Below are 18,663 nucleotides of genomic sequence, written 5' to 3'. Positions count from 1 at the left end.
ACTCATAACTATATAATTAAGTACCTAATATTTTGCATGGGATCAGTGTTTTGTGATAAAATTAACGGTACTTATTTTTATAGGTATCAGTAATGAGAGTCTTTCTCGAATTTAAGAATAGTATAATATGAGAATCCCCGAGTTAGTGGACGGATTCGTGCAAAATTAAAAAGATAAAAAAGTATGCCCCGTAAAATACGCTATGAGGAAGACTTTAAGAAGAGCACGATTGAACTCGTGATAAAGTCGAGGAAATCAATGACTAACTATCAAAAAATTTGGGAGTCTCTTTGGAATCGTTTTTTAAAACTTTGAAAATAAAGGAGGTTTACAGAGGGAAATTCAAGAAACACAATATTTTCTGTTTGATTATATTGAAAGATATTATAATAGAAAAAGAAGATATTCTGTCTTAGCTTTGTCAAGTTCAGAGAAAAAAAATCTGCATAACAATGTCTGTTTTTTCGAGCGAACTTCACTTTATGTTTTTTCAAGAAGTCCTGATACTAATTTGATGTGTTTTGTGAAGTAAAATACCTATTTTACGTTGACAACTTTGGATACAAATCGTGTTGATTAGATATGGGCTTCACGATATTAAAAACATGGATCGGATGTACACTGTTAGCCGTTCTTATGTTGACTTTAGATTGTGGCCCAATTTGTGGATTCGATTCTGAAACAAAAAGAACGATCGAAACTTTTCAGTCTTCTTGCCATCAGGAATCAAATTCGAATGAGGCGTCTGGTTGTGAATGGGATTCTGGTTCGATCACTTTTTTGGAAACAGATACTAATCTTTTTAAACTCTTAAAATTTTTTATACCACCTCAAATTTACTCCTCAAACCTATATTTTTCATTTTTTATTTTCAATATTCAAATCCGATTTATTGTCGATTTTCTCAAAACTGGCTCAAACGAAATTCAAACGTTAGGCTCGGTTCGTCTTTTGATTTAATTTATAACCTCCACTTATTTTTGATCCTTTCTATTTTGAAATTGATGGAACCTTCTTTCTATTTCAAATTTAAAAAAGGTTTATTCTGATACAGAGTTTTTCGATTTAAATGTTGAGGCAGATTATGCTAATTAAACGGGACGATACTTCTGAAACTTACAAAAGTATATTCTATTTTTTGAAACTATTTGTAATATTAATGAAACGGATTGCGGATAATTTTTTAAACTTATCTATTTTGTTTAATACGATAATTTTTTTAGTAATTTTAGTTTTTCCCGTTCGATCAGAAAATTCTTTCCAATTGGACGTTCGAACCATTCTTGATAGGGCCGAAAAAAATTCTCCTTTGCTACTTTCCTTAAATGCGGATTTAGAATCTCTTTTTTATCAACGTAAACAACAGGGAAAAACACAGAATCCTTCTTTGACTTTGGACTACGGCCGTAGGAGTGCTGCAAACGAGAGTGGTTCCGAATACGCACTTCAGTTTGAGCAACCTGTGTATTTTCCAGGTAGAAAAGAATTACATCAACTTTTGGTAGATAACGATTCTAAAATCAAGGAGATTCAACTTCAAGAAGCGAGTAACTCGATTCGGTTTAACGCGCTTAAGTTCGCTTATCGTTATCTAGTTTCCGCCGGAAAAAAAAATCACGTTAAAGAACGACTTAAAAGATTATCGATTTTAGAAAGTTATATCAGTGCGAGACCGTTTATCACTCCTCAATCGAAGACTGATTTATTTATCATTCAAAGAAAAATTTTGGCTCTTAGAAAACATTTCAATGATCTGGAATTGGATGCAAATAAACAATACGAAGCGATGAACTTATATCTTATGTTTGAAACTGTTCCTTCGTTTCGAATTCCATTTTTTACGGAAGGAGTAAAGTTCGATTTCAACGAACTACAAAACAAGGCGATTTCTCAAAACTTAACTTTGATGGCCGCTAAAGGTGAAATCGAAAAAGCGAAAACAGAATTGAATCTCGCTAGTTTGGAAAAATATCCGGATTACTCCATTATCAGTCAAGTGGGCGAAGATAGATCAGGAGTAGCCAACCGGTTTTATGATTTTGGTTTTAAGTTTAGGATTCCAGTATGGGATCGGTTTCAAAATAAGATTTCTGCTGCGGAGGTCAATGTAAAATCCAAACAGGAAATTTTTCATCATCAAGAGAATATTATAAAAACCGCATTTAAACAAGCTTTTTTAGATTACGAACAATCCAAAATTAATCTCAAACTTTTTAATCTTTCCAAGTTAGACGAAATCGAAAAAGATCTGGTTTATGCGGATGTCGAATTCAAAAAAGGAAGAATATTGATGATCAGTTATTTGGAGTTGGAAAACCAACTTCATGAAACACATCATGCTATTTTGGACGCTCAGGTTGCGCACTTGGAAGCTCTGCTCAATCTATTGTATATCACGAACGAAAAAGAAATTATAGGAACTTTGCAACATGCTGTTCAGACTTTTGAATATCAGCTTAAGTAATCCCATTCTATCGACGGGAATCGTATTTTTTTTATTTATCTATTCCTTTTTCACTTTAAAAGAAGTGTCGATCGATGCGGTTCCAGACATTACAAATACTCAGGTGATCGTAATTGCAAAAACCGGGTCCTTAGATCCTGAGCAGGTAGAAAAGGTAGTTACGTTTCCGTTAGAAACGGAGCTTATGGGAATGCCCAATCTAATAGACGTTCGTTCTGTATCTAAATTCGGACTTTCTAATATATCTTTGATCTTTAAAGAAGGAACGGACATATATCAAGCTCGAAGTATGGTTTTGGAAAGAATTTCAAGTGCAAAGGAAAAACTTCCGAAAGGGATTTCACCTACGATTGTTCCAAACACCACTGGACTCGGAGAAATTTTTTTTTATACGGTAGAGGCAAAGCCAGAAAGTAAACTCGCTTCTTTTCCTGAAAAGGAACGTTTACTTTATTTGAGAACCGTTCAAGATTATACGGTTCGTCCTCAGTTAAAAGCGCTCGTACCAGGAATTGTAGAAGTAGATTCCAACGGAGGATATGAAAAAGAAATTCATATCGATTTAAACCCTAACAAAATGAAATTTTGGGGAATTACCATCGATCAGTTGATCAGAGAATTGTCCACTATTGGAGAAAGTTTCGGAGGTGGTTTTATAGAGAACGACGGAAAACTTGCCATCGTTCGAGCTTATGGAATCAAAAAAAATTTAAACTCTTTATCAGAAGTTACGGTTCGTCGTACTCTTACTGGTTCCCCTATCCGGGTTTCTGATATTGCGGAAGTAAAGGAACACGGCAAACAACGATTAGGTGGGGCGAGTTCTGAAGGGAAAGAAATTGTTTTAGGAACCGCGATGATGTTGAGAGGAGAAAACAGTTATCAAGTAAACTCGGATTTAAATCGAGCCGTGTCGCTTTTAAAACTTCCGGAGGGTGTACAGGTTCGAGTATTGCTAGAAAGATCGTTTTTGATTCATTCTACAATTTTAACCGTGATCAAAAATCTTTCCGAAGGTGCGGTTTTAGTTATCCTGACTTTGTTTTTTATACTTTATAACATAAAAGCTTCGATCATAGTCGCGGCGATCATTCCGGGTTCTATGCTTTTGACAGCGATCTTTATGAAGATTTTTGGGATTTCTGCTAATCTAATGAGTTTGGGAGCTATTGATTTCGGGCTTCTTGTGGATGCTTCTATTGTAATCACGGAAAACGTGTTAACTCGGTTTGAAAAAAATCCAATTTTCAGTCGGGAAGAAAAAATTCGTACGATTTTGAACGCTTCGTTAGAAGTTTTAAAACCGGTGTCTTTTGGAATCGTAGTCATCATGCTCGTATATGTTCCGATATTTACGTTAGACGGAATACCTGGTAAGATGTTTCGTCCTATGGCTCAGACAGTTCTTTTTGCATTGGGATTTAGTCTGATTTTGGCGGTTTTTTTCCTTCCTCCTTTGTTGTTCTTTTTTATTACTCCACCTAAACACACAACAAACCAGAAGGTTAAAAAAAGTAGACTGATAACGTTATATGAAACGTATCTTCCCATTTTATTAAAAAAACCTAAATCGATTATAATCGGTTCCATTTTGTTTTTTCTACTTACTTTGTTTGTCTATTTCAGAATGGGAACGGTTTTTCTTCCCAAGCTAATGGAAGGGGACTTGATGTTAGTGATCGTAAGAGAAGGAGATATTAGTATAGAAGAAAGTTTGAAAGAACAAAGGGAAGTGGAAAAACTTCTGATGCAAATGCCGGAAATTCAGAGCGTGTTTTCCAGGATTGGAACTAGTTCCGTAGCAAACGATCCGATGGGAACTTTTAACGCGGATACTTTTATTATACTTAAAAAAGAATCTTTGAACGATCTGTTAAAAGAAAAAAATTGGGAGAATTTTTTAAACCGAATTCATGAAAAAGTTCAGGAAAGTTTTCCAAAATCCGAATTAACTCTCAGTCAACCTCTGGAGGCTAGATTTAATGAACTTTTAGAAGGAAGTAGGGCCGATATTAGCGTAAGAATATTAGGTAAAGATTTGAATACTCTTTTGGATTTGCAAAATTCCTTAAAAGAAACCTTACATAACATTCCCGGAGCCGCGGAAGTGGAACTAGATCCGATTATGGCACTTAGAAAATCTACCGTGGTCGATATAATTCCAGATCCATTTAAATTAAAATATTATAATATATCTCTTCCTCTGTTTAACAGTGCCGTCGAAGCTTCCATGAGTGGATTTGAATTGGGTGGATATTACGAGGAAGAAGTTCGATTTCCGATTAAAATATGGCTTTCAGAAGAATTTAGAAATCGTGAATCAGAAATATCGAATATAGGAGTTGGAACAGAAGACGGAGGTATGATTCCAATCAAACTTTTGGCGTCTATTGAAAAAAAAGAAAAGATTATGACAATATCTAGGAATAAATCTAGAAGGTTTGTGGCCGTTTCTGTAAATCTTCGTGGAAGGGATTTGGAAGGATTTTATTCCGAGGCAAAGGATAAAATTTCTAATATGAATATTCCTCAGGGATATTCTGTGTTTTGGGGCGGGCAAATAGAAAATCTTTCCAAAGCAAAAGAGAAATTGTCTGTCATTCTTCCTTCTACATTTTTGATGATCTTTGTGGTTTTATATCTGGGGCTGAGATCGGTTCGTAGGGCTCTGCTTGTGTTTTTTTGTGTTCCGTTTGCGTTGACTGGAGGAATTTGGTTTCTTTTTTTGAGAGGAATGGATCTGAGTGTTTCTGCATTTGTGGGATGTATTGCGTTATCCGGAATATCGGTGTTAAACGGACTCGTTAAGTTGGATACGATTCACAGAATACGGGAGGAAGAAAAAATAACCTTAAAGGATGCTGTTTTAAAAGGGGCTACGAGTCGGATTAGACCTGTAATTATGACTGCGCTTGTTGCCTCTTTTGGATTTATACCGATGGCGTTTGGATCTGGTCTCGGATCGGAAGTACAAAAACCATTGGCGACCGTAGTGATTGGAGGAATTGTTTCGTCTACACTTCTCACTTTGGTGATACTTCCTGTGTTTTATTATTGGTTGGAGGATGATTCTAAAAATTAGTAAATTTTAATATTTTTAAATAGAGTGAGTTCAGCGTAATAAAATTAAAAAGAATGTTCTAAAAGTGTGAGTTCCTACAATTTTAGAATTTGTTTGTAAATTGTGATTTGCAGTAGTTCCCACGGATTAAGTCGCATTGTATTTTTTGAACATTTTTTTTATGATTTAGTTTTGCGTGAGTTCCTAGTTTTGAAAGTTTTTTTGTAATCTGTGAATTTGTGTTAGTTCCCACATTTTAAGAATCGATCTGTAAGTTCAAATCCCAACTTCTTTCAGAAAAATGAATCATAGATTTCTTTCGCTGAACTCACGTTAATAGAGATTTCTATCTTAATTTCTCCACAAAAAATGTGGGAACTAACACAAATCGGGTTTTACGGGTTTATTTTAGAAAATGTGAAAACGAACATGTTCGTAATAGTTCGGTTTATCGTACGCGAAAGGGATCGATGCGAGGTCAATAAATTGAAACTAAAGCTTATATGTTGTATAACGTTTCTTTCATACAATTTATTGACCAGAGCTGAGAGCCCGATCCTGCTTTATTTCATTCAAGCTTAACTTTTACAAAATATTTGCAGGATTCGCCCAAAATTTAACACCTAATTAACGTTATATGATATTAGATTGATCGTAAAAAACTCCCCAAAACCGAGCGAATTTCAGGGAGATTTTGATCCAATCTATTTTATTGATTGGATTTTGCGTTAGTCGCTATCTTTAAAAAATAAGCGTTTGTATCGTACCAAAGTTGTCCTAGATAGAGAGCGTTAGTCGCTTCTAAATGATCTACTCCAGTGGTCAAGATTGGTATCGAAGGTCCTCCTTTCCAAGTTCCCCACCTCTGGGAGGAATCTGGAACTACACCGTCATTTGCGATACTCATTCCGTAAAAAGGGGCTCCGATTGCGCAGATCGGATATAAAATTCCCATTGCTGGATGTTGAATTAGATCTGGGACGCTGATCGTTGATCCATAAGAAAAATATTTTACACCAGATACGTTAGGCGTTACAGAGTTAAATGTTTTTAGGCCGTCTGTGGTGAGAAGTTTTAAAGCTGCAATAGCGTTCTGGCTGGAATCCCCGTAAACAAAACCGATTATAGTATTTAAAACCGTTGAAACGTAAGGTAAGGCCCAATTAGGAATGACCGCTGCTACAATATTTGCGATAGGACTGCCTTGATGAGGAGTATTTAACGTCGTTAAGGTGGCGACCTTAGTGCCCATAGAAAGATTGGAAACCATATAACGCGCATCCAGTCCACCTTGTGAATGTCCTATGATGTGTACTTTGCCAGTATAATTGTTTGCAGCCATAGCTGCTACAATAGCCGTTTTTAATTGAGAGGCTCTGCTGGAACTTGAATTTAACGCGGTGACGGAGGGAGTTAGAACATACGCGCCTTGATTTCTAAGATAGGCAGCATTTCCACCCCAATAATCAACAACGCTAGAACCGTTTCCCCAACCAAACAATCCATGAACTAGTACGATCGGATAACTTCCCGAAAGAGGTTTACTAGAGGTTCCTCCTCCAGACGCATATGTAACGTTCGTTATTAGAAACGTTAACATTAACAAAATTTTCAAATTTATTTTTTTCATATTCTTTACCTAGTTTAATTTTCAATTAGAAACGCGTCGGAACATACTTTATGAGAAAAATCAATCAAGCAAAAAATTGAGAGGGAGGATCTTTAGTTAAAAAATTGTTTATAAAAAATACAATAAAATTCTAAAATAGTTCGGTTGACTCGAATTTTTCAGGTAAATTTTTAAAGATTTGTATTAGTGCCCACAATTACTATGCGGACATAAAATAGTACTAAAATTAACGATCGATTTTACCATAGACGTAGAAGTTCTCAAAATTGCGCTTAACCCAGAATTGTTGTCTTTTTTGAAGGGGATCCTACATTCTAACTTTTGAAACAAGTTTCGTGGCCTAGTATTATTTTCATACCTCATAGTAATAATACCCTGTATAATCAATAATTTCATTTTGAGTTTTATTCTAAGTTTAGACGAAAAATTTTAGGCATTCCGTTATTTTAGAGTTTAGCGGCAATTGGGTAATTTATTTTTATTTGAATTCTGGAAATTTTAATAAATTAGAATATTTTATATATAAAATATAGATTTATGAGAATGTCTGGATTTTTTAAAATCGTTGCCTTCGTATTTTGTGGAAATTCCTAGCGTGTTGAACTTTTACGTTGTAATATGATTTTGATACTTAATCCCCATTGGTTTTTGAATTGAACGAATTAGAATTTGAAATAAATTATTGAATTATATCCGAGCTACTGCTACTCAAGATCGTGTAATATGTTTTCGGATTTTTAGCTTTTAAGCAGCGATTCATCTACAAATTTAAGGTAATTTATATGCAAACATCAATAATACTTAAAATAAGTAGTTTAACGTGAATTCGGCGTAAGGAATTCATTTTTCTGAAAAAAGTTAGATCTGAATTTTACTGATCGATTTCTAAAACGTGGGAACTACCTCAAGTCCGCGATTTTAAGAAAAAATTCTAAAATTGTAGGAACTCATACTTTTAGAAAATTCTTTCTCATTTTCTTACTTCGAATACATGTTAATTTATCATATATAAAGTATGGATCCTGTTGAGTGTCTTGAAATGAAAGTTTTAACATTACAGTAATTAGGCAGATTTGATATTTTGTTCTAATTATTTTTCAAAAAAGATCTTCATATATCGAATCTATTAATTTTACTTCAGATTTTTGCGATTCAATTTAGGTTTATTTCTATATCTTTTAAAATCAATCTTGTCTACTGAGTTTTACTTCCTTGTAAACTTCGTCAAAATCTCGATACACAAAATTTAAATATAATTCAAATATATGTTCAAAATAAACAAATAATAATTAATCTTCATTAGAAATATCTCAGAAGTGAAAAGTTTTTGTTTTCCCTGAAAAACAAAAAGGATGATAGAAGGTGAAAATGATGAATACAATTTTAATGATTCTAATTGGCTTCTTTTTATTAGAAACATTAGAAGATTTATATGCAGATTATTTAAAATGTTCTTTAGAGCAGATGTTTTCGGATAACATATAAAAAATTTCCAATACGAATCATAAGCAAAACAAAATACTAATTTTTTAATCTTTAAAATTTCCATCTTTCAAGTGGTATCTAGTAAGGGAATTTTTTTAAGTTTATCTGATTGTAACATCAATCAGAGATACGAGTTAAAGAGATTCGTATTGTTTAAAGATATTAATAACGATCGAAAAGACGATACTTATGTTTTCCGTTCAATCGGATAGTCCGACTTGTCAACAAACCGATTCAAACAAGATTTGCGAAGACTGTATTTATCTTATGTTCTTATGGATGAGTAGAAGGCCACGTTTTCATTTTTCAAAAAGAGGAGGTAAGAATGGCTCGTTGTATAGTTTTGTTGGTTTTAATTGGAATTAGTTTTACTTATGGATGGAGCTCAATTTCATCGAGTATCCTTCCAGGTTCGATTGTTCAAAGACCTACCGATAAACCAAAAGATAAACCGATTAAGATCGTAGTCCATGATGGAGGTAAGTATTGTTATGCTCCAGTATTTATCCGTGGCGAAAGTTATATTCAGATTGGAGGGTGTGGGGAACAGGAAGTTAATAATGCCAGGTACGATGTGTTTCAAAGAATTTCTTATTACATTAACGACACGTGGTTGTGTATCACTGCTCCTGAGAAGGTAGTTCAAGGAGCGACAAACTGGGATTATGTGAACCTTCGACCTTGTACTATCAATGACTCTCTGCAGAGATGGGTCGTAAAGGATCACTCTTTTTGGACTGCAGATGAACGTTATCGATTAAAGGATATAAATTGGTATGCTTATATATCAAAAAATTCTAAAGATAGCTATGACCATACGTTAGATTCTTCTATGGATGATTGGGTTAAGACCGTGGCTACTCCTGGAAACGTTAGCATTAAAACTTCCATAGCTTGGTATTCAGGTTGGGGGGATGGAATTTTGGATATGCCACCTAGTCGCTATTTTATTTATGTGGAAGGCTCAGATAAAAATACTACACCAATCTACTACAATCCTGAAAATGGACATCTTGCTCAATATATGCCTGTTAGTGGGATTTTCTTATGCATGCATTCTCAGGTAGGTAGTTATAATTGGAATTGGGTTAGGTGGAGATTTTGTAGTGATGCTTCTACCAGTAGTAAGGATAACTCCGCTTACTGGAATGTCTATCTTACAACAACTGAAGAAGGTGGGATGATCACGGATTATCAGGGCAATATACTCAGAGTTACTAAGTCTGGACCAAATTGGGGAGTTGCGTATGCGGTTAAACCTTCTTATTTGAAAAATGATACTACTAATAATCCTACGTCTTTGTTTTTTGTTGATAGTGATTTATTGAATTGGGTACGTTATACTGCCGGTAATCTTGGAAAGACAGAACAATATTGTCCAGCCGGTAATAAAGAAAGTCATAATAAAAGAATAAGAAGAACCTTGCCATCTAACTTTCAATTAACGGAAGAGTGGATGAGGAGACTTTATGATATAGCGATTTCCACTTCATTTACAAATCCCGGACAGATACATGGTATATGTGGTGTTTGTTTGCTTCATACCTTCCAGATGTTAGCAGAACTCCAGGAGTATCATTCTCAAGGACCTCTTCAGAGTGGAGGTTATTTTTTCGATACAGCTCCTAATAGAGATCCTTTTGATTCGTTTAGGCAACGTTATCCGTTGTTGGATACTATGTTGACGGATGCAGCTACGGCGTATGGTCCGGCTTATAATACAACTAGATTACTAACATTAGTATCTGCTATGACTATGTTGCCTCAGTACGAATGGACCCCTTCTATGGAATTTACCAGACGGTCTGATATGCATTCTCATATTAGATCACTTATAGATTCTCCCCCCGGAAGTATTTGGTTAGGATTGATGCAACGTCGTGAATCGGATCAAACTCTGGGATGGCATGCTCTTCCAATTCTTAGAACTTCTCAGGGGTTAGTGGTAATTCCAACGAGAGTGTCTTCGATATCATTTGACTTATATAGGGAATATTTAACACCTAGCACGAGTCCGGCCCAGATAATCAATGATTATCTAGAAGAAGCAGATAGGACTCTAACAGTATTTGTAACTATACAGTTAGAACAAGCTTATCAGAATCTTTTTGATTTTATGATCTCTAACAGGAATTGCACTGGAGAGGGGGAGGATAGAAGAGGTACAGGAGGATACCCAACCAGTGCAACGGTAAATCAGTGTTCGAAAGGTAGATGTGCATTACCTTAAGTCAGTGAAAAAAATTACGAAGTATTTACACGAAAAAGTATAAAATGGTATTAAAATTAATAAGCAATATTTTAAATTAAAAGTCTATAGTATAGGGGGGTATAGTATATGAAACATAAACCAAAATACAAACTTAGAGCGGATCCAAAGGAAAGTAAAAGTTTAATTCTAAGATTAAAAAAAATAGAAGGGCAGATACGAGGAATTCAAGGAATGATTGAAAACGAAAAATATTGCGACGACGTACTCAATCAAATATCTTCCGTAAAGTCGGCATTAGATGGTGTATCTGGAGCGTTACTTAAAAGTCATATTCGAACGTGTGTCACAGAGAGGATCAGAGGAAATGATTCAAAAATTTTAGAAGAGTTTATTAGAACCGTAGGTTATATTCTTAGGTAGACAAAGGAGAGGATCTAATAAAAGAAATTAGACTAACTGTAAAAGAAATGAACTGCGTTTAAGAGCCGTTGAGTCTGCTTTAAAAGAAATTGGATTTATGGGAAAAGCAAGCTTAGAAAATCGGGAAGTCGTTTATCACGGAAAAGGGACTGCGGAAAAATTATCGAAGGTTACAAACCAGAATGAAAGTTGAACAAGAATTACCTTTAAAAGAAGTGACGTTAGACGTAATTGGTATGACCTGTGGCAATTGTGCTCTTAGAATTGAAAAAGGACTCAAAAAAATACCGGGCGTTAAGGATGTAAGAGTTAATTTTGCGATGGAAACAGCAGAGGTGGATTTTGAATCTTCGATTTCGGAAAAAAATCTACTGGATAAAATAGATTCCTTAGGTTATCGCGCAGTTGTTCACGAAGATCTAGAAATAGACGGAGAGATCCAGAAAAAAGAATTCAAAAAACTGAAAGTTCGAGTTATTATTTCCGCGGTTTTGTCTTTACCTTTGCTTTTAAGTATGATTGGGCATTTTGAAAATAATCTAATTTTTGAATATTTATCATTTATAATGAACCCTTGGTTGCAATTTGTTTTAGCTACCCCAATCCAATTTTGGATCGGAGCTTCTTTTTATAAGGGTAGTTTTCGCGCTCTTAGAAATGGAGGCGCTAATATGGACGTTCTAGTTGTTTTAGGAACTTCTGCGGCGTATTTTTACAGCGTCTATTTAACTTTTATTTTCAATAAAACACATATTCATAAGGTAACTAATCTATATTACGAAACTTCATCTGTATTGATCACTTTGATTCTTTTTGGAAAATTATTGGAGCATATAGTAAAGGGAAAATCTTCGAAGGCAATTCAATCCTTGGTAAACTTACAGCCTAAAAAAGCGAATGTTATTAGAGAAAAAGAGATTCAAGAAATTCCTTTGCTTGCGATTCGTCCCGGAGATTTGGTTTTAGTAAAACCGGGAGAAAGTATTCCTGTGGACGGAATGATAGAGGATGGAAGTTCAACCGTCGACGAATCGATGTTAACCGGAGAAAGTATTCCCGTTGAAAAAACAATTTCTAGTTTCGTTTACGGAGGTTCGTTAAATCAAAATGGGACTTTCAAGTTTAGGGCTTCTAAAGTTGGAAAAGAAACTTTGCTTTCGGGGATTATTCGAGCGGTTCGGGAAGCGCAAGGAACCAAGGCTCCGATTCAAAGGATCGCGGATCAAATTTCGGAAGTTTTTGTTCCTGTGATCGTTTTGATTTCGGTAATTACTTTATGCGTATGGTATTTTTGGATTTCACCTTCCAATTTTTCAGGAGCGCTGGAAAAGGCGATTGCCGTGCTTGTGGTTGCTTGTCCTTGTGCCTTAGGTCTAGCGACTCCGATTTCGGTTTTAACCGGATCTGGAAAAGCGGCTACTATGGGGATTTTGTTTCGTAGTGCGGAAGCATTAGAAATTTTGCATAAAGTAAATACGATTGTCTTTGATAAAACGGGGACCTTAACTTATGGCAAACCGGTTTTGAAAAGTTTAGAAAGTTTGAATATATCTAAAGAAAATGATTTACTTACATTAGCTGCTTCTGCCGAACAGAATTCGGAACATCCTCTTTCAAAGGCAATCGTAGAAAGCGCAAAGAAAAAAGGTCTTATATTAACGATTCCCGAAAATTTTGAGACAATACCTGGAGGAGGTATTTCCGCTATTGTAGAAGGAAATCGGATATTGATTGGAACCGAGAGATTGTTTTACGAAAAAGAAATCGAACTGAATCAAGAATTAAACAATCTGAAACGAGTGCGAGAAGAAGAGGGAAATACGGTCGTCCATTTGAGTGTGAACGGAATTCATTCCGCTATATTAACGTTAGCAGATACGGTCAAAGAATCTACTCCGGCCACGATCGAAAAATTGAAATCTTTGGGTATGGAAATTTATATGATAACCGGAGACAACGAAAGAACCGCTCGAGCGATTTCAAAGAATTGTGGCATTAAACATGTGTTAGCTGAAGTTCTTCCGGAAAAAAAGGCGATAGAAATAAAGAATCTAAAAAGTTCAGGAAGAGTGGTTTCAATGGTAGGGGACGGAATTAACGACGCTCCCGCGCTTGTGATTTCGGACCTTGGGATTGCTATGGGGACTGGAACGGATGTGGCAATGGAATCTTCCGATTTGGTAATCGTAAACGGAGATTTGAATTCAATTGTAAGGGCCTTTTCTATCAGTAAAAAAACAGTTTATAATATTCGACAGAATTTTTTCTGGGCGTTGCTCTATAATACGTTAGGTATCCCGATTGCAGCCGCAGGATTTTTGGCGCCCTGGATTGCAGGTGGCGCTATGGCTCTTAGTTCGGTGTCAGTGGTTTTAAACGCTCTTAGATTGCAAAGGTATTAATATATTGATATAATATATATAAAAAATTCATCATATAATTCGATTTAAGGGAACCTCTGTAAAATCCAAAAATAGATGATTGGCCAATCGAATTTCTGCATGAAATTGATGTTTTGTGCGTATGTAGGGTTAAAAATTTCATTTTTGAATCTACTCTAAAATCTTATAATCAATCTTGTTTGAATCTCGAATAAGATTGATTATTCGTTCCTATAAAATCGAGCATCCATCAATGTTGTAACAAAGGGTCATTAACGTTGGTTCTATATAATCCAACGCGAAAGCGATTAGCTCAACAGGACGTTCTATAGATTGCGTTTTATGACAAGTTGAAACTAAAGGCGAAATATTGCATAACGTTTATTTCATATAATTTATTGACTAAAGCTGAAAGCGCGATTCGGCGAAACTTTTTGATGTAGAATTTACAGGATTGAAGTGTAAACTACTTATTGGATTTGGTGTCCTGTTATACAGTTCTAAATAGTTTACAACAACTCTATTATTTATTTTTTAAAGCTTCTTCTATCCATTCTTTATAAGAATGAAGGCCGCTGATTGTAGAAACATAATTATTTGCTTCCGAATCGAATTCTATTCCGTATGTTATAAATCTTCCCACAACTGGAGTGTAAAATGCGTCAGCGATTGTAAATTCTTTTCCGAATAAAAAAGGACCTTGATATAAATTCAAACAATCTTTCCAAATAGATTCAATTCTTTGAATGTCTTTCCACACTTCTTCGGGAAACGATTTGCCGTATAGCCTTTCGGTTATTTTCATTGGTAGATTTTTTCTAAGATCGGAAAAGCCGGAGTGCATTTCTGCGACGATAGAACGGGCGGAGGCTCTTAATATTTTATCTTTTGGCCAAAGATTTTTTTCGGGAAAGGTTTCCGCTAGGTATTCTACGATGCTGTTGGTGTCCCAAATTTTGACATCCCCATCTATGAGTACCGGTACTTTACTTGCATTGGAATAAAATTTGATCTTTTCGTAAAATTCGGGTGTGTTTAGAGTTAGAGAAATTTCGATAAATGGAATATTCTTTTCTTTTAATAGAATCCAAGGACGCATGGACCAAGATGAAAGTTTTTTATCACCAATTACAAGTTGAAGATTTGCCATATGGTCAAATTCTTTTGGGGATATAATTTTGAAAGTTGAAATTAGATGCTTTTGTATTTGAAAGGAAGGTGTGTTGCTACTGATTCTATAAAATTGAATTGCATGAATTTTCATCACCAAACACTGTTTTATTGAGAAATATTGGGATTAGGAATCAATGTCTATTAAACTGTATTTGTATCTTAAACGCGCCTTCTTGAACTGATCGAAGGATTCAAGATTTTTTTGTAAATGTGGGAACTACAGCAACTAAAAAATAAACCCGCAGGACCAATCAGAAATGAGACTTAATCTGTGGGAACTCTCACCAGAACTTACGGACTCATTTGGTTTTTAATGTAATTTTGGCGTAAGGAATTCATTTTTCTGAAAAAAATTGGATCTAAACTTTACTGATCGATTCCTAAAATGTGGGAACTCATGCATAAAGTAAATGTTTAAAAATTTATAATGAGGCTTAACTTTTAGGAACTCTTACAAGTTCGAATTTTACAGATCAATCTTTGAAATTGTAGGAACTCACGTTTTTGGAAAACCCTTCTCATTTTCTTACGTCGAACTCACCTGATTTTAATAATAAAACGTTAATTTAAAAATTCGTAAATAGCCTAAGAGTTTGTTCCAAACTCCAAAGAATTTTATACGATCATTCTTTAGAAATTTTTAATAAAATGCAGTAGTTCCCACAAATTAAGTCGCATTTGGCAATTTGCGAATTTTTGAGAGTTTTAATGTCGTTAAATCGTAGTGTTCTGACACCTTAAGGTTTTGGGATAAGTTCTGAAAAAAACGGTTTTTATGGGAATTCTTTCAAATTACAATTTTTTGGAAAATTAATTTATTATTAACTCGGACGTATGAAAATAGTATTAGGCTATTTTGAAAAAGATGTAGAAGTTTTCAAAAATTGCGTCTGATCTGGAATTCATAGATTATTGAAAGAAATCTCAGATTCTAATTTTTTTGGAACAAATTCAAAGTGTTGTTTTTATGCGTAAGAGTAATAAAAAACCTACTTCTTTAACGTAAATTCGTGGAGAAAATCTTAGCGAATAAAAAATTCAATGTTGCCTCCTGAATTTAATGAAACGCTTTCTCGACTCAGTGTTGGGTTGATCGATAAGGTATATAAAAATAAACGTGGATTTATCTAAAAAAATATGGCGCCTATTTTGTAAATATTAGAGTTGTTTAAAGGATCATAATTACAAGCGACTTTATCTATTTGTTTTAATGAGAACTATAAAATAAGATTGATTTTCAAAATTTTTATTTATGAAATTATAATTTAGTATTTTATAAATTTATAATTTACAAAATAATTTATACAAGAAATGCCTTCAGTCTTTTTCGGAAAGAAAAAGGCGAACTTGAGTTTCTGGAGTTTCCGAAAAATCCATTGGATAAATTTCATAATCTACTTTGAAGGCTCTTCTGCGTTTTATATCCGGATTTGCCCAGACGTCTTGCCATAGTTCAATGACTATATTCGGACTTTTACCTTTTGACGAAGTCAGTTCCAAGTATTTTCCTTCTGGAAGTTGAACTGTTTCGAAAATATTCATTTCATTGGAAGGAACTCCGATAAAATAAGAGTATTCTCCGTTTTCATCACTTTCATAATCTTTGTAGACAGCGTAGATGAACTTGTCTGTGGTCTTGAGTTTAGGTAGAACTTCACCGAAAAATTTCTCCCATAATTTTGGAATGTTTCCGTTGGATCCCATTTCGTTTGTATTTTTTGTACGAGTTCCAATTCCAACAAGATACTTTTTTGGCATTAAACATTCTTTCATAATTATTTCCTTATTCGTTAAACACTTCATTAAAAGAAGATAAAGTATTCTCTTAATGAAGTAGAAATATAATTTAAGCAAATATTTGCGTTTAAATGAGGCGGTCCATTACTTAATGGATTTAGATTATTGATTTTTATCAATGTTTCTAGACGTTTTCGAAGACCACTTAGTTGACGAATCCAACTAAATACTTAGGTATGTTTATAGCGATTCAATATAGATAAGAATCGTTTATTCCTTAAGAAATGGAGGAGATCTATGTCTACGATGAAAGTAAAAATCGAGGAGGTAAAGAAATTATGAACCTTTCTTCGATTTTAGTTTCTTATTTTTATCAATATCCACATGCGATGTTTATAACAAATCGGTGCGGGATGATTGAATATATTAATCCGGTATTTGAAACACTTTCTGGTTATAGCAGAAGTGAACTGATAGGGCAAAATCCAAAGTTGTTTCAAGCCGGTGTACACGACCCTTGTTTTTACGAAGAATTATGGAAAACAATTCTTTCAGGCAAAGAATACGAAGGAAATTTCTTAAATCGAAATGGATCGGGAGAGACAATTGCTTGGAAGGAAAGGATTACCCCTCTTCGAGATGAAGCGGGGAATATTTCAAATTTCTTATGTAGGGTAGACCTTTCTTCTAATGACGAGACTGATGTCACTCCAACGGAAGAGCAGTCGATACCTTCTGATAATCTTCAAAACACAAAAGTTAAAGAATCTCTTTTTCCACAACTTCAAAGAGAATACGGCCTAACATGCCAGGAAGCGAAAATCTGTGAACGTTTGGTTGCGGGTCAGACAAGAGCTTGTCTCATTCAACAACTTGGAGTGCATTCAGGAACTCTAAAAAACCATCTCAAGGCGATTTATAGAAAGACAATTGAAAAAGATTTGCCTCAACCGGGGCAAGGAAGAGATAAACTTCAGAGACTTACTATGTTTTTGATTCGTCTCTGCTGATCAGATTTAAAACACAAGGAATCATGTGGAACACAATTTGATTCCTTGTGTTTTAACGTTGTCTACATATCCTTTCTAAATAATCTTCTCTTCCAGAGTATTTTTTATATTTCTTATATTGCTCCGAATTTGTTTTATAATAATTCTGATGATAATTTTCCGCGGGATAAAAAGAAGTAAAAGGAATAATTTCGACCACGATCGAACCAGAAAAATTTCCTGATTTTGAAATTTCTAATTTAGATTTTTCAGCAGCTTTTTTTTGAGTTTGGTTGTGGTAGAAAATACCGGTTCTATATTGACTTCCTCGATCTGCAAATTGTCCACCGTTGTCCGTTGGATCGATTTGATTCCAAAAAACTGTGAGTAGTTCTTCATAACGAATTTTAGAAGGATCGAATTCTATTTGAACACTTTCTCTATGACCTGTTTTGCCTCGACTTACTTCCTCATAAGTAGGATAGAATTCTTTTCCTCCAGAATAACCGGCTACAACCGAAATTACTCCTGGAAGAGATTCGAATGGGCCTTCCATACACCAAAAACAACCACCGGCAAAGGTAGCTTTTTCCATTTTAGGAACCGCCGATAAATTAGAAAAAGCAAATATACTACAAATTGAAATTAGAACTTTAAAATGAAACATCCTATTAAAAGAATTCGAAGTTTAGAAAGAATTGTTACTAAAAATAAATGTTAAAACTTATACTTTTACTACTAAGACACATAAAAATGATACAAAATAAAACAATGGGTTTATGAAAATACAGAGTCTTTTTACAGATTTTGTCTATTAGAGTTGTTGAAAAATTTCATAATTCAGATCAACAAAACTGTTTTAATCTACCGTTTTCATGAAACAGAAACTGATGGAGGAATTAGTTTTCACCAACTCTATTGAGAGAGATCCTACATTTAGAATTTGTCCCAAAACCTCAAAGAACTTTACACGATTATTCTTTAAAAATTTTTAATAAAATGCAGTAGTTCCTACAAATTAAGTCGTATTTGTCAATTTGCAAACTTTCGAGCAGTTCAATTTTCGTAATAGTTCCTACATTGGATGGTTTTGGGACAAGTTCTTAACTTT

At 34.5% G+C, this 18,663-nt stretch carries 11 protein-coding genes and 2 pseudogenes; 9 read left to right on the top strand and 4 right to left on the bottom strand.

Annotated features, from left to right (window positions below):
* Positions 1–636: 636 nt before the first annotated feature.
* The 3 genes from LEP1GSC059_RS01870 (at position 637) to LEP1GSC059_RS01860 (ending at position 5,546) form a co-directional block, all read left to right on the top strand.
* Positions 637–960: a hypothetical protein gene (locus tag LEP1GSC059_RS01870; RefSeq protein ID WP_017215387.1), complete on the top strand. Its 324-nt coding sequence runs from the start codon at positions 637–639 to the stop codon at positions 958–960.
* A 124-nt stretch (positions 961–1,084) separates the two neighbouring features.
* Positions 1,085–2,464 carry a TolC family protein gene (locus tag LEP1GSC059_RS01865; RefSeq protein WP_020980226.1) on the top strand — a complete coding sequence of 460 codons (1,380 nt, stop codon included), beginning with the start codon at positions 1,085–1,087 and terminating at the stop codon, positions 2,462–2,464.
* The gene (locus LEP1GSC059_RS01860) at positions 2,430–5,546 is read left to right on the top strand and encodes an efflux RND transporter permease subunit (RefSeq protein WP_017215388.1); all 3,117 of its coding nucleotides are present in this window, start codon (positions 2,430–2,432) and stop codon (positions 5,544–5,546) included. The genes LEP1GSC059_RS01865 and LEP1GSC059_RS01860 overlap by 35 nt, the downstream gene beginning before the upstream one ends.
* Positions 5,547–6,234: 688 nt before the next feature.
* On the opposite strand, the gene LEP1GSC059_RS01855 is transcribed toward LEP1GSC059_RS01860, so the two are convergent.
* On the bottom strand, positions 6,235–7,155 hold the full coding sequence (locus LEP1GSC059_RS01855) for a lipase family alpha/beta hydrolase (protein WP_017215389.1): 921 nt from the start codon (positions 7,153–7,155) through the stop codon (positions 6,235–6,237).
* 1,368 nt (positions 7,156–8,523) lie between these two features.
* Here LEP1GSC059_RS01855 and LEP1GSC059_RS23930 point away from each other — a divergent pair.
* The 5 genes and pseudogenes from LEP1GSC059_RS23930 to LEP1GSC059_RS01830 form a co-directional block, all read left to right on the top strand.
* Positions 8,524–8,777: pseudogene (locus LEP1GSC059_RS23930) on the top strand (DUF1563 domain-containing protein); the annotation flags it as partial.
* Positions 8,778–8,965: 188 nt separating this feature from the next.
* Positions 8,966–10,870: a DUF1561 domain-containing protein gene (locus LEP1GSC059_RS01845; RefSeq protein WP_020980218.1), complete on the top strand. Its 1,905-nt coding sequence runs from the start codon at positions 8,966–8,968 to the stop codon at positions 10,868–10,870.
* A 108-nt stretch (positions 10,871–10,978) separates the two neighbouring features.
* On the top strand, positions 10,979–11,272 hold the full coding sequence (locus tag LEP1GSC059_RS01840) for a metal-sensitive transcriptional regulator (RefSeq protein WP_020980252.1): 294 nt from the start codon (positions 10,979–10,981) through the stop codon (positions 11,270–11,272).
* A gap of 17 nt (positions 11,273–11,289) precedes the next feature.
* Positions 11,290–11,465 (top strand): annotated as a pseudogene (locus LEP1GSC059_RS01835) (copper resistance protein CopZ).
* Positions 11,455–13,674 (top strand): heavy metal translocating P-type ATPase, encoded by a 2,220-nt coding sequence (locus LEP1GSC059_RS01830; protein ID WP_017215394.1) that lies wholly within the window; start codon positions 11,455–11,457, stop codon positions 13,672–13,674. The pseudogene LEP1GSC059_RS01835 and the gene LEP1GSC059_RS01830 overlap by 11 nt, the downstream one beginning before the upstream one ends.
* 502 nt (positions 13,675–14,176) lie before the next feature.
* On the opposite strand, the gene LEP1GSC059_RS01825 is transcribed toward LEP1GSC059_RS01830, so the two are convergent.
* Together LEP1GSC059_RS01825 and LEP1GSC059_RS01820 are read right to left on the bottom strand one after the other, a co-directional pair.
* Positions 14,177–14,803, bottom strand: a complete 627-nt coding sequence (locus tag LEP1GSC059_RS01825; RefSeq protein WP_017215395.1) for a glutathione S-transferase family protein — start codon at positions 14,801–14,803, stop codon at positions 14,177–14,179.
* A gap of 1,340 nt (positions 14,804–16,143) precedes the next feature.
* Entirely contained in the window at positions 16,144–16,599 is a 456-nt protein-coding gene (locus tag LEP1GSC059_RS01820; RefSeq protein ID WP_020980200.1) for a GyrI-like domain-containing protein, read from the bottom strand.
* A 248-nt stretch (positions 16,600–16,847) separates the two neighbouring features.
* Here LEP1GSC059_RS01820 and LEP1GSC059_RS01815 point away from each other — a divergent pair, with 248 nt between their 5' ends.
* Positions 16,848–17,573, top strand: a complete 726-nt coding sequence (locus LEP1GSC059_RS01815; RefSeq protein WP_017215397.1) for a PAS domain-containing protein — start codon at positions 16,848–16,850, stop codon at positions 17,571–17,573.
* Positions 17,574–17,625: 52 nt separating this feature from the next.
* Here LEP1GSC059_RS01815 and msrA read toward each other — a convergent pair whose 3' ends face one another.
* Entirely contained in the window at positions 17,626–18,219 is a 594-nt protein-coding gene (gene msrA / locus LEP1GSC059_RS01810) for a peptide-methionine (S)-S-oxide reductase MsrA (protein WP_017215398.1), read from the bottom strand.
* Positions 18,220–18,663 lie beyond the last annotated feature (444 nt).

The organism is Leptospira noguchii serovar Panama str. CZ214 (assembly GCF_000306255.2).
Lineage (GTDB): Bacteria > Spirochaetota > Leptospiria > Leptospirales > Leptospiraceae > Leptospira > Leptospira noguchii.
This window is presented reverse-complemented; position numbering and strand designations above follow the sequence as displayed.

Bases quoted from the DNA above. Each gene is read 5' to 3' on its own strand.
- LEP1GSC059_RS01870 (WP_017215387.1), top strand. From the start codon at position 637: ATGTTGACTTTAGATTGTGGCCCAATTTGTGGATTCGATTCTGAAACA.
- LEP1GSC059_RS01865 (WP_020980226.1), top strand. From the start codon at position 1,085: ATGCTAATTAAACGGGACGATACTTCTGAAACTTACAAAAGTATATTC.
- LEP1GSC059_RS01860 (WP_017215388.1), top strand. From the start codon at position 2,430: ATGCTGTTCAGACTTTTGAATATCAGCTTAAGTAATCCCATTCTATCG.
- LEP1GSC059_RS01855 (WP_017215389.1), bottom strand. From the start codon at position 7,155: ATGAAAAAAATAAATTTGAAAATTTTGTTAATGTTAACGTTTCTAATA.
- LEP1GSC059_RS01845 (WP_020980218.1), top strand. From the start codon at position 8,966: ATGGCTCGTTGTATAGTTTTGTTGGTTTTAATTGGAATTAGTTTTACT.
- LEP1GSC059_RS01840 (WP_020980252.1), top strand. From the start codon at position 10,979: ATGAAACATAAACCAAAATACAAACTTAGAGCGGATCCAAAGGAAAGT.
- LEP1GSC059_RS01830 (WP_017215394.1), top strand. From the start codon at position 11,455: ATGAAAGTTGAACAAGAATTACCTTTAAAAGAAGTGACGTTAGACGTA.
- LEP1GSC059_RS01825 (WP_017215395.1), bottom strand. From the start codon at position 14,803: ATGGCAAATCTTCAACTTGTAATTGGTGATAAAAAACTTTCATCTTGG.
- LEP1GSC059_RS01820 (WP_020980200.1), bottom strand. From the start codon at position 16,599: ATGAAAGAATGTTTAATGCCAAAAAAGTATCTTGTTGGAATTGGAACT.
- LEP1GSC059_RS01815 (WP_017215397.1), top strand. From the start codon at position 16,848: ATGGAGGAGATCTATGTCTACGATGAAAGTAAAAATCGAGGAGGTAAA.
- msrA (WP_017215398.1), bottom strand. From the start codon at position 18,219: ATGTTTCATTTTAAAGTTCTAATTTCAATTTGTAGTATATTTGCTTTT.